This is a genomic window from Microbacterium sp. KRD172, from assembly GCF_017168295.1.
Classification (GTDB): Bacteria; Actinomycetota; Actinomycetes; order Actinomycetales; family Microbacteriaceae; genus Microbacterium; species Microbacterium profundi.
Genome location: NZ_JABFAS010000002.1, coordinates 1,328,927 through 1,344,037 on the forward strand (window position 1 = coordinate 1,328,927; position 15,111 = coordinate 1,344,037).

Genomic DNA, 15,111 nt, shown 5'->3' on the forward strand with positions numbered 1-15,111 from the left:
TTCAGGGAGGAATTCAGTATGAATGCGGATGAGCGTGCAGGCGACCCGCAGTTCGTGACGGAACTCCTCTTCACGGACGGTCTGCCCGCGATGGACGACGAGGTCGGCTACCGCGGTGCGGTCGCGGCCCGTGCAGCCGGCATCACCTACCGTCAACTCGACTACTGGGCGCGCACCGAGCTCGTCGAGCCCACCGTTCGCGGCGCCAGCGGCTCCGGCTCGCAGCGCATGTACGGCTTCCGCGACATCCTCGTGCTCAAGCTCGTGAAGCGTCTGCTCGACACCGGCATCTCCTTGCAGCAGATCCGCATCGCGGTCGAGCAGCTGCGTGCCGCCGGCATCCGTGATCTCGCCGGAACCACGCTCATGAGCGACGGCGCATCCGTCTACCTCTGCACGTCGAACGATGAGGTCATCGACCTCGTCAGCCGGGGTCAGGGCGTGTTCGGCATCGCCGTGGGCAAAGTCCTGCGCGAGGTCGAGTCGACGCTCGTCGAGTTCGACCCCACTGCTCCCGACCCCGTCGACGAGCTGTCTGCCCGTCGGTCCAAGCGCACGGCCTGAGAAGGCTTCGACTCGCCTGCGGCTCGCTCAACCCGTTTCGTCTCCTCGCTTCGCTCGTCGCTCAACGCCCCGCCGAGGTGACCTTCTGTCAGGCCGGCGAGCTCGTCGCTCAACGCCCCGCCGAGGTGACATTCTGTCAGGCCGGCGACCTCGTCGCTCAACGCCCCGCCGAGGTGACGTTCTGGTCAGGCCGGCGCAGCCACTGCGGGTCGTTGAGCGAGCGGAGCGAGACGAAACGGGGTGAGCGAGGAGCGCAGCGACGAGTCGAAGCGACGGCTCTCAGGAAGCGGCGCCGGTCTCCGGGACAGGCACGCGGCCGGTGCGGATGATCCGATCCAGCAGCAGGTCGAAGTCGGCTGCGAGCTCCTGAGCGGAGTCCCCAGGCCAGATGTGCAGCGGCTTGGCCGCGCCCTGGGCCTGCTGCAGCGAGGTGCGTTCAGGCAACTGAGGCGAGAGCACCAGCGGGCCGAACATGTCACGCAGCTCCTTGATGCGGAACTGGTGCTCGATCGACTGAGGGCGCACGCGGTTCACGACGATGCCGAGCGGCTGGAGACGAGGGGAGAGGCCGCGACGGATCTCCTCGATCGCGCGCAGGGCGCGGTCGGCGGCGGCAACCGAGAACAGACCGGGTTCGGTGACGACGATGACGCGGTCGCTGGCGGCCCAGGCTGTGCGCGTGAGCGCGTTCAGCGAAGGCGCGCAGTCGACGAGGACGAGGTCGTAGTCGCTCTCGACGGAGGCGAGTGCCTCTTCGAGCTTCCAGACGTCGCGCACGCTCGGGTGGGGACCGTCGAAGTTGATGGCGGACGGGCTGCCGATCAGGACATCGATCGTGCCGGGGTGCACCTTCGCCCAACCGCTGGAGGTGATCGCCTGACGGACGACCTTCTCCTTGGGATTCGCCAGGACGTCGGCGATGTTGAGCCGGCCGGCGACCTGGATGTCCATGCCGGTGGACACGTCGGATTGCGGGTCGAGGTCGACGACGAGGGTCCGGACGCCTCGGGCGAAGGCCGCTGAGGCCAGTCCGAGAGTCACGGTCGTCTTGCCGACGCCTCCCTTGAGAGAGCTGACGCTGAGTACGTGCACGGACACCACGTTACCTTCCCCTAGGCTTGGAAGACACTCAGCCCCGCCCCGTGAACGTCGAATACGGCGTACAACGAGCCATCAGAGGTGTGCATGTTCCAGAAGATTCTTGTGGCAAACCGCGGTGAGATCGCGATCCGCGCGTTCAGAGCTGCGTTCGAGGTGGGGGCACGCACCGTCGCGGTGTTCCCGTATGAGGACCGCGGCTCTCAGCACCGGCTCAAGGCCGATGAGGCCTATGAGATCGGCGAGCGCGGCCATCCAGTGCGTGCGTACCTCGACGTCGACGAGATCATCCGTGTCGCACTCGAGTCGGGTGCTGACGCGATCTACCCCGGATACGGCTTCTTGTCCGAGAACCCTGATCTCGCCGAGCGCGCTGCAGAGAACGGCATCGTCTTCATCGGTCCGCCCTCGAAGGTGCTCGAGATGGCGGGTAACAAGGTCGAGGCGAAGCATCATGCGATCGAGGCCGGCGTTCCGGTTCTGAAGTCCACCGAGGCGTCATCCGACGTCGACGAACTCCTCGCGCAGGCCGACGACATCGGATTCCCGCTGTTCGCCAAAGCCGTCGCGGGCGGCGGCGGCCGCGGCATGCGCCGCGTCGAGACCAAGGGAGACCTCGCCCCTGCGCTGTCAGAGGCCATGCGCGAAGCAGAGAGCGCCTTCGGCGACGCCAGGATGTTCCTCGAGCAGGCCGTCGTCCGGCCTCGCCACATCGAGGTGCAGATCCTCGCCGACAAGAGCGGCGAGACGGTGCACCTGTTCGAGCGGGACTGCTCCGTGCAGCGCCGTCATCAGAAGGTCGTCGAGATCGCCCCTGCGCCGAACCTGGATGACAGCATCCGCACCGCTCTGCACGGCTACGCGATCGCGTTCGCCCGATCGATCGGCTACGAGAACGCCGGCACAGTGGAGTTCCTGCTCGAGACGGCGGGGGAGCGCACCGGCGAGGTCGTCTTCATCGAGATGAACCCGCGCATCCAGGTGGAGCACACGGTGACCGAAGAGGTCACCGATGTCGACCTCGTGCAGTCGCAGATGCGCATCGCCGCCGGTGAGACGCTCGCCGCGCTCGGCCTACAGCAGGGCGACATCCGCCTGCGCGGCGCAGCACTGCAGTGCCGCATCACGACGGAGGACCCCACGCAGGGCTTCCGTCCAGACACGGGCAAGATCACGACCTACCGCTCCCCGGGCGGTGCCGGCATCCGCCTCGACGGCGGCACGGTGCACCAGGGCGCGCAGATCAGCCCTCACTTCGATTCGATGCTCTCCAAGCTCACCTGCCGTGGCCGTGACTTCGAAGCCGCTGTCGGTCGCGCACGCCGTGCGCTGGCGGAGTTCCGCATCCGAGGCGTCTCCACGAACATCCCCTTCCTGCAGGCGCTGCTCGAGGACGAGGACTTCATCGCCGGCGATGTCAGCACGTCGTTCATCGACGAGCGTCCTGAGCTGCTGCGCGGTCGCGCATCGAAGGACCGCGGCACGAGGCTGCTGAACTGGCTCGTCGATGTCACGGTCAACAAGCCGAACGGCGCCCACCCCGGCGTGGCGGACCCCGTGACGAAGCTGCCGAACATCGACCTCAACGCCGAGCCGGTTCCCGGATCTCGCCAGCGCCTGCTCGAGCTCGGACCGGACGCCTTCGCGAAGAGTCTGCGCGAGCAGAGCGCACTCGCGATCACCGACACGACGTTCCGGGATGCGCATCAGTCGCTGCTCGCCACCCGCGTGCGCACACGCGATCTCGTCGCCGCAGCCCCGTACCTTGCGCGGCTCACGCCCGAGCTGCTGTCGGTCGAGGCCTGGGGAGGCGCGACGTATGACGTCGCGCTCCGCTTCCTCGGCGAAGATCCCTGGGAGCGGCTCGACAAGCTGCGGGCGGCTCTGCCGAACATCAACATCCAGATGCTGCTGCGCGGGCGCAACACCGTCGGATACACACCCTACCCGACGGCGGTCACCGAGGCGTTCGTCGCCGAGGCCGCCGCGAGCGGTGTCGACATCTTCCGCATCTTCGACGCACTCAACGACGTCTCCCAGATGCGGCCGGCCATCGATGCCGTGCGCGCCACCGGTACCTCGATCGCCGAGGTCGCGCTGTGCTACACCGGGGATCTGCTGAACCCGGCCGAAGATCTGTACACGCTGGATTACTACCTCCGCCTCGCCGAGCAGATCGTGGCTGCCGGGGCGCATGTGCTCGCCATCAAGGACATGGCAGGACTGCTGCGTCCCGCTGCCGCGGCGAAGCTCGTCACGGCGCTGCGCGAGCGCTTCGATCTGCCGGTGCACCTGCACACCCATGACACCCCCGGCGGACAGCTCGCGACGCTTCTCGCAGCCAGCAACGCCGGCGTCGACGCGGTGGATGCGGCATCCGCCCCGCTGTCCGGTACGACGAGCCAGCCGTCGCTGTCATCGCTCGTCGCGGCGCTGGTGCACACCGACCGCGACAGCGGCGTCGATCTGGATGCCGTCTCCGATCTCGAGCCCTACTGGGAGGCGGTGCGCAACCAGTACGCGCCGTTCGAGTCGGGCCTGCCCGGCCCCACCGGTCGCGTGTACCACCACGAGATCCCGGGCGGTCAGCTGTCGAACCTGCGCCAGCAGGCCAAGGCACTGGGTCTCGCTGAGCACTTCGAGCTCATCGAGGACATGTACGCCGCGGCCGACCGCATCCTCGGACGCGTTCCCAAGGTGACGCCCTCGTCGAAGGTCGTCGGCGACCTCGCGCTGCATCTCGCGGCGGTGCACGCCGATCCTGCGGACTTCGAGGCGAACCCGGAGAAGTACGACATCCCGGACTCGGTGGTCGGCTTCATGGCCGGAGAGCTGGGCGAACTGCCCGGCGGATGGCCCGAGCCGTTCCGCACGAAGGTGCTCGCCGGGCGTGAGGTTCGCACGGGTCTCACGGAGATCTCCGCCGAGGACGAGAAGGCACTGGCCGGTACCAGCCAGCAGCGGCGCGAGCGGCTGAACATGCTGCTGTTCCCGGCGCCGACCCGCGAGTTCGCGCAACGGCGTGAACTCTTCGGAGATCTGTCGGTGCTCGACACCAGCGATTACCTGTACGGGCTGGTGCAGGGGCAGGAGCACCTCGTCGAGATCGACCGCGGCGTGCAGTTGTACGTCGGTCTCGAAGCCATCGGCGAAGCCGACGAGCGGGGCATGCGCACCGTCATGACGACCCTGAACGGGCAGTTGCGTCCGGTGTTCGTGCGGGATCGGTCGATCGCGGTCGACGCGCACGAGGTCGAGAAGGCCGACACATCGAAGCCGGGACAGGTGGCGGCGCCGTTCTCCGGCGTGGTCTCGCTCAAAGTCGACGTCGGCGACACCGTGCGCGCCGGTGAGCCGGTGGCATCCATCGAGGCGATGAAGATGGAGGCGGCCATCACCGCACCCGTGGACGGCGTCATCGATCGGCTCGCGATCGGCGTCACTCAGCAGGTGGACGCCGGTGACCTTTTGGTCGTCATACGTCCTGCCCAGTAATCTTGTGCGAGCGATACGCTCGCACAAGCTTGGAGTGACACAGTGACACCGAAGAACCCATCCGACTCCGCGGAGGACGAAACCCGCGGCGTACTCGACGACGCCGCATCGTTGGACACGACGGCGATCGGCATCCTCGGACAGACCGCTCAGGTGAGCGTCGCCCTTCCGCAGGACGAGGACGACGACCTCGTCGACGACGCGGTGCTCGATGGTGAGATCCACTCGGAACTCATCATCGACCCGCCCGTCGAGGCCGCCGCGGTGGCCGCGAGCGAGGTCGGCCGCATCCATGAGGACAGGATCGGCATCGTCATCGAACTGCCGGCGGAGGATGTCGGAGCTGTCGCCGCGGAGCCGGCACCCGCAGACGGGTCGGACGAGGTGATCGTGGAGGCTGTCGTCGAGCCGGATCCGGTGCCGGAGGCGCATTCTGAGATCGTGTCGGCTCACGACGGCGAGCAGGTTGGGGATGCTGACGCTGAAGTGCAGGTCGCTGACGAGCAGATCGACCGCTCGTCGGCGTCCGCTGACGAGACGGTGAGCGCCGCCGTCGTCGCTGCACCTGCTGCCCCCGCACGAACGGCGCCGAAGGCAAAGCCCCAGACGAAGAAGAAGCCACCTGCGCGCGTGGCGGCTGCTGAGCCCGCACCGGCGGCTGAGCCCGTATCTTCACCTGAGCCCGTGGCCGCACCTGAGCCCGTGACCGCACCCGAGCCCGTGATCGCACCCGAGCCCGGGCCGGCGGCCAGAGCCGCTACGCCGCCGCGACCCGAGAGCGCGACAGCTGCGTGGATCGCCGCCACGCTGAAGCAGGACGCCGCAGCAACCGCGACGCCCGCGTCTGCGGCACCAGCATCCGCGACTCCTGCATCCGCGGCATCCGTTCCGGCAGAGAAAGCGAAGAGCGAGACCGTGACGAACCCCGAAGAGACTCCGAAGCCGGACGGGAAGCCCGCGGAGACGACGATCGCACAGCGTCCGGCCGCGGCCCGACCCGAGGTCGCCCTGACTTCGAAGCGGCTCGGCGACCAGTTGGGTCAGGCGACGCGTGAGTCGGCGGATCTGCTCACAGCCGACCGGCTGCTCGATCCTCACCAGGTGACGAAGCCCGAGCCGGAAGGCGCGTGGAGCCACTTGCTGTATGCGGCATCCGGGCGACGCATCAACATCGGCGACGGCAGGCGCGCCCGCGAGCGCAAGGCTCTCACCTCGCGTATCGCCGCACCCCTCGCGGGCGGTGCGCGGTTCGTGCCGGTGCTCTCGCGCAAGGGCGGTGTCGGCAAGACGACGATCACCGCACTGCTGGGCATGGCGCTGGCGGACGCCCGAGACGATCGGGTGATCGCAGTGGATGCGAATCCCGACCGTGGCACACTGGCCGACCGCATCGTGCGCACGCACAGCAAATCTGTGCGCGACCTCGTGCGCGCCCATGACGAGATCAAGGGATATCACGACGTCTCGTCGATCGTCGCGCGCGACTCCACGAGGCTCGACGTGCTCGCATCCGATGCCGATCCGCGCATCGCCGAAGCGTTCAGCGACGATGACTACCGCGACGTCGCGAACGTCGCGGCCCACTACTACTCGCTCGTGCTGACCGACACCGGCACCGGTATCGTGCACTCCGTCATGGGGGCGACTCTCGACCTGGCGGATCAGCTCATCATCGTCTCCGGCCTCAGCGTCGACGAGGCGCGTCTCGCCTCTGAGACTCTGACGTGGCTCGAGACGAACGGCTACGCAGAGCTGGCCCGACGATCGATCGTCGTCCTTAACCAGTCGACCCCTGGCAGCCCGCTCGTGCGCCTGAATGAGCTCGAGGCGCACTTCGCGACGCGTGCGAAGAGCGTGGTGCGCATGCCGTACGACTCGCAGATCGCCGGTGGCGGAGCCATCGTGTTCGCCAACCTGCAGCCCGAGACCCGTCAGGCGGCTCGTGAGCTGGCGGCATCCCTCGTCGAGGGTCTCCGCGCGAGCGCAGCCTGATGACTGTTCGCGAGATCCGCATCTTCGGCGACCCTGTGCTGCGCACCGTGTGCGAGCCGATCGGAGAGATCGACGACGGCGTGCGAGCGCTCGTCGCCGACCTCATCGAGACCGTCGAACTGCCAGGCAGAGCCGGCGTCGCAGCGCCGCAGATCGGCGTGGCGGCACGCGCCTTCAGCTACAACATCGACGGTGACATCGGCTATGTGCTCAATCCGGTGCTGACTGAGGTGCGAGGCGAGCCCGCGCCCACCGGCGAAGGCTGTCTCTCGGTCCCAGGACTCTGGCATGACGCTCTCCGCCACCCATGGGCGCGGGTCGAGGGGATCGACCTCGACGGCGAACCGGTGGTGCTCGAGGGCGAGGGCCTGCTCGCGCAGGCGCTGCAGCACGAGACCGACCACCTCGACGGCAAGCTCTACCTCACGAGGCTCGCGCCGGAGGACCGCAAGACCGCGATGCGCGAGGTCCGCGAGAGCGACTGGTTCTAACACCTTCACCCCCGAGACCCCATCTTCACGCCGAGACCCCATCTTCGCGCCGAGACCCCGCCGTGCTGGCGTACGCAAGGCGGGGTCTGGGTGATAAGGCGGGGTCTCGTTGAGCTCAGCCGCCGATCGCGACGTTGGTCGTGTTGACCGGCTCGTCGTAGATCGCCGCGACCTCAGCGGCGAAGTCCTTCATGATCACGTTGCGCTTGATCGACATCTTCGGCGTGAGATGGCCGCTGTCCTCTGTCCACTCCGAGTCGAGGATCGTGAACTTGCGGATCGACTCCGCGCGGGACACATTGCCATTGGCGACGTCGACCGCGCGCTGGATCTCGGTGCGTACCGCTTCGTTCTTCGACGCCTCGGCGAGTGACATCCCGGCGGAGAGGCCGTTGTTGCCGAGCCAGGTGGGAAGCATCTCGGGGTCGAGCGTGATCAGGGCCGAGATGAACGGCTTCTGATCGCCGACGACCACGACCTGACCGACGATCGGGTTCGCGCGGATGGGATCCTCCAGTGCAGCCGGCGCGACGTTCTTGCCGCCGGCCGTGACGATGATCTCCTTCTTGCGGCCGGTGACCGTGAGGAACCCCTCCGAGTCGAAGCTGCCGATGTCTCCGGTGCGGAACCAGCCGTCGTGGAAGGATTCCGCCGTCGCTTCGGGGTTGTTCCAGTACTCCTTGAAGACGTTGATGCCCTTGACCTCGATCTCGCCGTCCTCAGCGAGGCGGACGCCGACGCCGGGAAGCGCAGGACCGACTGTCCCGATCTTCGACTTGTCGGCGAGGTTCACGGTGGCGGGGGCGGTGGTCTCGGTGAGGCCGTAGCCCTCCAGGATCACGACGCCGAGGCTGTGGAAGAAGTGACCGAGGCGGGGGCCGAGGGGAGCGGATCCGGAGACGGCGTAGACGATGTTGCCGCCCATGGCCGCCCGCAGCTTGCTGTAGACGAGCTTGTCGAACAGCGCGAACTTGATCTTCAGCCCGAACGGGATCTTCTTGCCATCTTCGAGAAGGCGCGAGTGCTCGATCGCCGCTGCCGCAGCCGCGCGGAAGATCTTGCCCTTGCCGCCGGCTTCTGCCTTCTGCTCCGCAGAGTTGTAGACCTTCTCGAACACGCGCGGCACAGCAAGAAGGAAGGTCGGCTTGAACGAGCCCAATGCCGGAAGCAGCTGCTTCGTGTCCGGCTGGTGCCCGGTGCGCACGCCGGCGTGGATGTTGAGGTGCGAGATGAAGCGAGCGAAGATGTGCGCCGTGGTGATGAACAGCAGCGTGGACGCTCCCGGGGTCTCCACGACCGCGTTGAGCGCCTTGGCCGAATTGCGGCACAGCTCGACGAAGTTGCTGTGCGTCAGCACGCAGCCCTTGGGTCGTCCGGTCGAGCCGGACGTGTAGATGAGGGTGGCGATGTCGGAGCCGACGGCGAGGTTGCGGCGGCGCTCGATCTCAGCGTCCTCGACGTCGACGCCGGCGGCGGTGAGCGTGTCGATGGCGCCGACGTGCAACTGCCAGACATCGCGGATCAGAGGGAGGTCGCCGCGCACCTCGTCGAACTTCGCGAAGTGGTCGGCGGATTCCAGGATGAGCGCCGTGGCGCCGGAGTCCTCGAGGATCCACTGGATCTGCGACGGAGAACTGGTCTCGTAGATCGGCACCATCACCGCTCCGGCGTAGAAGAGTGCGAAGTCGACCAGAGTCCATTCGTACGTGGTGCGAGCGAGGAATCCGACCTTCTCGCCGGGCTGGACGCCGACGGCGACGAAGCCCTTGGCGAGAGCGATCACGGCCGTCTGGAAGTCGGCGGCGCTGATGTCGCTCCATCCGTCGCCGTTCGGAACCGAGAACAAGGCCTTGTCGGGAGTGGCTTCGACTCGTTTGGCCAGCAGATCTGAGACATTCGCGTCGGGATCAGCAGGGACGATCGCGGGAACTTCGAATTGAACCACGGCAACTCCTTCGGTACCGGTCGGGCACGGGTTTCCCATGAGTCTAGGGCACAACCGGTCTTGAACCCGGGCAATTCTGGAATTCAGTCACGCGATCGATGACACTCAGTCGCGCAACTCGCGGCATCGGTTCGCGGGTGTCATGACGGGCGGCGGCAGGGCCGGGGATAGACTTCGTGACGATGTTCTACTGGCTGATGAAGTACGTCGTGATCGGCCCCGTGGTCAAGGCGATCTTCCGTCCCTGGATCGTGGGGCGCAGCAACGTGCCCAAGAACGGTGCCGCCATCCTGGCGAGCAACCACCTGTCGGTGTCCGACTCGGTGTTCCTCCCGTTGCTGATCGATCGGCCTATGTCGTTCCTCGCGAAGAGCGACTACTTCACCGGGCGAGGGCTCAAGGGGTGGGCGACGAAGTACTTCATGAAAGCCACCGGGCAGATACCCATCGACCGCTCAGGCGGAAAGGCCTCAGAGGCCTCGCTGAACACGGGTCTTCAGGTGCTCGGACGAGGTGACGTGCTCGGCATCTATCCCGAGGGAACGCGCAGCCCTGACGGCAAGCTGTATCGCGGGCGCACCGGTATCGCGCGGATGGCGCTCGAGGCGAGGGTTCCAGTGATCCCCGTGGTCATGGTCGACACAGACACCGCCATGCCCATCGGCCGCACGGTGCCACGGATCGTCCGCGTGGGGATCGTCATCGGCGAACCGCTGGACTTCTCCCGCTACGAGGGCATGGAGAACGATCGCTACATCCTGCGCTCGGTCACAGACGAGATCATGGTCGCCCTGCAGCGTCTGGGTGAGCAGCAGTACGACGACGTCTACGCCTCGTCGGTGCGGGATCGGATGCCGCAGCGTTCGTGACGGCCGCGGTCATGACGACGGGGTTCTGACGGCGAGGCGGCGCGCTCACGGCCAGTAAGCTGGGGAGATGCCTCAGCAGCTCGACGCCGCCCTGGACGCTTGGCGCACCCTTCCCATCAAACAGCAGCCGACCTGGCCCGACGCGGATCGCGTCGCCGACGTGTCGGCACAGATCGCTGGGCTTCCGCCGCTGGTGTTCGCCGGTGAGGTCGACAATCTGCGCGATCGCCTCGCTCGCGCAGCATCCGGTCAGGCATTCCTGCTGCAGGGCGGCGACTGCGCCGAGACGTTCGCCGGTGCGACCGCGGAGCAGATCCGCAACCGCATCAAGACCGTGCTGCAGATGGCCGTCGTGCTCACATACGGCGCGTCGATGCCGATCGTCAAGATGGGCCGCATGGCCGGGCAGTTCGCGAAGCCGCGCTCGAGCGACTCGGAGACGCGCGGCGACATCACGCTGCCGGCCTACCGCGGCGACATCGTCAACGGCTACGACTTCACCGAGGGCTCGCGCCGGGCCGACCCCGGCCGTCTGCTCCAGGGCTATCACACGGCCGCATCCACGTTGAACCTGATCCGTGCGTTCACGCAGGGTGGCTTCGCCGACCTCCGTGAGGTGCACTCCTGGAACAAGGGCTTCGCATCGAACCCCGCCAACCAGCGGTACGAGCGCATGGCATCCGAGATCGACCGTGCGATCAAGTTCATGGAGGCCGCGGGTGCGGACTTCGACGAGCTCAAGCGCGTCGAGTTCTTCACCGGCCACGAAGGCCTGTTGATGGACTACGAGAGCCCGATGACGCGGATCGATTCCCGCACGGACACCCCGTACAACACCTCAGCGCATTTCCTCTGGATCGGAGAGCGCACCCGCGACCTCGACGGTGCGCACGTCGACTACTTCTCGAAGATCCGAAACCCCATCGGCGTGAAGCTCGGCCCCACCACCACGCCCGAGACGGCGCTGGCACTGATCGACAAGCTCGACCCGAACCGCGAGCCGGGACGCCTCACATTCATCACGCGCATGGGTGCGGGCAAGATCCGCGACGCACTGCCGCCGCTGCTCGAAGCCGTTCGTGAATCGGGCGCCCAGCCGCTGTGGGTGACCGACCCGATGCACGGCAACGGCATCACCACCCCGACCGGATACAAGACGCGTCGCTTCGACGACGTGGTCGACGAGGTGCGTGGCTTCTTCGAGGCGCACCGCGCGGTCGGCACGTTCCCCGGCGGCATCCACGTCGAGCTCACCGGCGACGACGTCACCGAGTGCCTCGGCGGGTCGGAGCACATCGACGAGGCCGCACTGGCGACGCGCTACGAGTCGCTCTGCGACCCGCGGCTGAACCACATGCAGAGCCTCGAACTCGCATTCCTCGTCGCCGAGGAGCTCGAGAAGCGCTGACTCTGCGCGCCATCCGGTGGCATCCGCGGCGTCGATCGATGCAGCGGATGCCACTTCGTGCAGCGGATGCCGGTCAGAGGGCGCTGCGGATGAGCAAGGTCACTTGGCTGCCTGCTCTGCGCAGGGTCCCTGCCGAAGGGTCGGTACCGGTGACCTCGGTCAGTCCGTTCGGGAACGGGGTCCACAGCGGATTCCACGTGGGCTCGAATCCCGCATCGCGGAGTGTCTTGGCGGCGGTGTCGCGGTTCTGACCGGTCACATCAGGCACCTCGAACAGCTGTGGCCCCTTCGAAACGACGAGAGTCATCGTGTCGCCGGGTCGCCAATTCGAACCGTCGTCGCGACCGGAGATGCGGATGACGCGACCGTCTTCGACGTCGTCGCTGAACTCCTCGGTCGTGGTCGTGCCGATGTCCTTGTCGCTGAGAGCAGATGTCGCCTCTGACACCGTCATCCCGACGACATCCGGCACGCTGCCCAGCGACACGACGAGGTTCGCGGTGTCGGCCTCGAAGACGCTGCATCCCTCACCGCATTCGACATCGTCGCCGCCGGAGCGCGGTGTGACGCTGGCGTTGATCACGACACCCTCCGGGGCTCCTCCGTTCGAGTACAGGAGGAGGTCATCGTCGGAGACGGTGAGTCCGAGATCCTTGAGGTAGGCGCGGGCCTCATCGGCGGTCTTGCCATTCAGCGTCTCGATCGCGCGCGGAGCGGGACCTGTGGAGACGAAGACGCTGACCTCGGCGCCACCGTCGAGGCGTTCGCCTTCGGCGGGGTCGGTGCGGATCGCGAGGCCGGGCTCGATGTCGACGGAGCTCTCCTCCGCGGCCACGGGGACGAACCCCTCCTCGGAGAGGATCGTCGCGGCCTCCTCGTAGCTCTTGCCCGCGACGGAGGGTACGGCCACGAGTGAGCCGGGACCTGACCCGAACCACCAGCCGACGCCTCCTGCGACGACGGCGAGCAGAAGCACGAGGGACAGCAGGAACGCGCCACGTGCGCGGCGCTTGGACGTGCGCCGCCTGAGCAGGGTCGCGTTGTCGACGGGCTGCGACGCCGGCGCCGCGACATCGTCGATGACCATGGTCGACGGCATGACCTTCGTCAGATCGCCCGAATCGCTCTGCGCACGGATCGGCGTCGTCGTCGCGGCGACGGCCGTGGGTGCGACGCCGAGTGAGCGCTCGATCTCGCGAAGGCGGTCGAGCATCTCCTGTGCGTCGTTCGGGCGCTCATCGGGCGACTTCTCGGTCGACCACAGCACGAGCTCGTCGAGCTGTTCAGGGACTCCTGGGTTGCGCACGCTCGGTCGCGGCACCGACTCCGTCGCATGCTGGAAGGCGATCTGCATCGGCTGCTCGCCCTTGTACGGCTGCTCGCCGACGAGCATCTCGTAGAGCATGATGCCGAGCGCATAGATGTCGCTGCGAGCATCGGCCGTGCCGCGGGTGACGAGCTCAGGGGCGAGGTAGGCGATGGTGCCGAGCAGCTGCTGTCCGGTGGCGGTGTTCGCCGTGGTGGCGCGGGCGAGGCCGAAGTCACCGATCTTGATGCGGCCGTCCTCGGCGAGCAGTACGTTCTCGGGCTTCACGTCACGATGCACGATGCCCGCCTTGTGGGCCGCCGCGAGTCCGGCGAGGATCGCATCCATGATCGTTATCGTCTGCGGGATCGTGAGACGGCGCTGTTCGCGCATCAGCTCGCGCAGCGTGATTCCGGGAAGGTACTCCATCACGAGATAGGCGAGTTCGCCATCCTGGCCCTGATCGAACACGTTGACCACGTGCGGATCGGCGAGGCGGGCCGCGGCTCGGGCCTCCTGGATGAACCGGCTCTGGAACACCGAGTCGTCGCTGAGGTGGCCGTGCATGACCTTCAGCGCGATCCGGCGCTCCAGGCGAAGGTCGGTGGCGACGTACACCGTTGCCATCCCGCCGCGCGCGATCCGGGCGCGCACGCGGTAGCGGCCGTCGACAAGCCGCCCGATGAGGGGGTCGGCCTGCTGATTGGTCGTCACGTACAGAGTCTATGAAGAACTGGCTGACAGACCGCGGAGCGGCTCACCCCTTTGGGCGACCGGATCGGCCGATTTTCAGCCATACAGGGCGATCCACTGGTAGGCCTGGGCCTCCCACTGGCCGTAACGATCCGGGTACGCCGAGATCTGCACGGCCTGCGCGGCGTCCTTGAACGCCATGCCTTCCCAGCCGGCGATGTCGAGAAGACCTCGCGACGTGGTGCCGTTCGGGTCCGATGCGCCACCGTAGAAGACCCGGATGCTGCGATCGCGATCCATGATCTGATCGACAGTGCCCCAGCCGGTGCTGGGCCGCTGCTGGAACAGGCCGAGTGAATCGCGGTCGCCCCAATCGAGGTTGCGCAGCCAGGATTCGACCATCGACGTGGCCAGCGCGATCGCGATGCCACGATCGGAGACGCCGAGCTCTCTCCCGATCCGGATGATCATGGTGGCGTTCTCCGCCTGCGGTTCGTTGAGCGTCGCGGTCTGGGCGGGTGCCGGTCCGGACGCTGCGGGAGCGGGCGCTGGAGCGGGAGCGGGCGCTGGAGCAGGAGCAGGAGCAGCACGCGCGGCCGCCGCGACGACGATGGCCTGTCCCGGATAGATGATCGATGAGGCGCTCAGGCCGTTGGCCGCGAAGATCGCGTCGACGGATGTGCCGTACTTCTGTGCGATGGCGAAGACCGTGTCGCCTGCGACCACGGTGTGCGTGCTGGTGGCGGCGGGAGCGGGAGGTGTCGCCGGTGCTGGTGCAGCAGGAGCGGGGGCCGAAGCGGGCGCCGCCACGGTGAGGGTCTGCCCCGGATAGATCACGGAGCGCCAGCCGAGCCCGTTCCAGGTGAGAACGTCGACGGTGCGCAGCCCGAAGCGCTGCGCGATCGAGAAGACGGTATCGCCGTCTTGAACGGTGTAGCTCGTGGGAGTCGTCGTCGCGGGCAGAATGCGGGGGAGCGCCGTGAGTCGACTCTCCGACTGCTGCTCGATCGGTGCTGCGGCGCTCGCGGGAGCGGTGCTCATGGCGCTCGCCAGCACGCCGAGGACGGCCGCTGGAACGCCGAGCCGGACATATCCGGCACGAGGGCTCAGGATGTTCGCTGTCAAGGTTTCCCCCCTTTGCTGACCCTGAAACGCTGACACGTATGTAAACGGATGTCAACCAAAGTGACGGAAGTGGCGTAAGTGAAAGAAGTGTCGATATGCGATGCCGCTCTGAAGATGAGATAGTC

The 15,111-nt window shown here is 67.1% G+C and carries 10 protein-coding genes; 6 read left to right on the forward strand and 4 right to left on the reverse strand.

The window, feature by feature from the left end; all coding sequences use genetic code 11:
- Positions 1-18 precede the first annotated feature (18 nt).
- The gene (locus tag J1M43_RS06760; protein WP_033107469.1) at positions 19-564 is read left to right on the forward strand and encodes a MerR family transcriptional regulator; all 546 of its coding nucleotides are present in this window, start codon (positions 19-21) and stop codon (positions 562-564) included.
- A gap of 279 nt (positions 565-843) precedes the next feature.
- On the opposite strand, the gene J1M43_RS06765 is transcribed toward J1M43_RS06760, so the two are convergent.
- The gene (locus tag J1M43_RS06765) at positions 844-1,656 is read right to left on the reverse strand and encodes a ParA family protein (RefSeq protein WP_033107611.1); all 813 of its coding nucleotides are present in this window, start codon (positions 1,654-1,656) and stop codon (positions 844-846) included.
- Between the two features lie 93 nt (positions 1,657-1,749).
- Here J1M43_RS06765 and J1M43_RS06770 point away from each other — a divergent pair, with 93 nt between their 5' ends.
- The 3 genes from J1M43_RS06770 to def are packed head-to-tail and all read left to right on the forward strand — an operon-like array spanning position 1,750 to position 7,640.
- Complete coding sequence (locus tag J1M43_RS06770; protein WP_206476352.1) at positions 1,750-5,157, forward strand: pyruvate carboxylase; 3,408 nt, start codon at positions 1,750-1,752, stop codon at positions 5,155-5,157.
- Positions 5,158-5,199: 42 nt separating this feature from the next.
- Positions 5,200-7,149: a MinD/ParA family protein gene (locus tag J1M43_RS06775; RefSeq protein ID WP_033107471.1), complete on the forward strand. Its 1,950-nt coding sequence runs from the start codon at positions 5,200-5,202 to the stop codon at positions 7,147-7,149.
- The gene (gene def, locus J1M43_RS06780) at positions 7,149-7,640 is read left to right on the forward strand and encodes a peptide deformylase (RefSeq protein ID WP_033107472.1); all 492 of its coding nucleotides are present in this window, start codon (positions 7,149-7,151) and stop codon (positions 7,638-7,640) included. Before J1M43_RS06775 ends, def begins: the two co-directional genes overlap by 1 nt.
- A 115-nt stretch (positions 7,641-7,755) precedes the next feature.
- Here def and J1M43_RS06785 read toward each other — a convergent pair whose 3' ends face one another.
- A complete protein-coding gene (locus tag J1M43_RS06785; RefSeq protein WP_033107473.1) occupies positions 7,756-9,585 on the reverse strand; it encodes a long-chain fatty acid--CoA ligase in 1,830 nt (609 codons plus the stop codon).
- A gap of 182 nt (positions 9,586-9,767) precedes the next feature.
- On the opposite strand from J1M43_RS06785, the gene J1M43_RS06790 reads away from it, so the two are divergent.
- Together J1M43_RS06790 and J1M43_RS06795 are read left to right on the forward strand one after the other, a co-directional pair.
- The gene (locus J1M43_RS06790) at positions 9,768-10,454 is read left to right on the forward strand and encodes a 1-acyl-sn-glycerol-3-phosphate acyltransferase (RefSeq protein WP_052167136.1); all 687 of its coding nucleotides are present in this window, start codon (positions 9,768-9,770) and stop codon (positions 10,452-10,454) included.
- A gap of 67 nt (positions 10,455-10,521) precedes the next feature.
- Entirely contained in the window at positions 10,522-11,862 is a 1,341-nt protein-coding gene (locus J1M43_RS06795; RefSeq protein ID WP_033107474.1) for a class II 3-deoxy-7-phosphoheptulonate synthase, read from the forward strand.
- A gap of 73 nt (positions 11,863-11,935) precedes the next feature.
- Here J1M43_RS06795 and pknB read toward each other — a convergent pair whose 3' ends face one another.
- A complete protein-coding gene (gene pknB, locus J1M43_RS06800; RefSeq protein ID WP_206476353.1) occupies positions 11,936-13,882 on the reverse strand; it encodes a Stk1 family PASTA domain-containing Ser/Thr kinase in 1,947 nt (648 codons plus the stop codon).
- Positions 13,883-13,957: 75 nt separating this feature from the next.
- Positions 13,958-14,986 carry a LysM domain-containing protein gene (locus J1M43_RS06805; protein WP_241245202.1) on the reverse strand — a complete coding sequence of 343 codons (1,029 nt, stop codon included), beginning with the start codon at positions 14,984-14,986 and terminating at the stop codon, positions 13,958-13,960.
- Between the last annotated feature and the right edge of the window lie 125 nt (positions 14,987-15,111).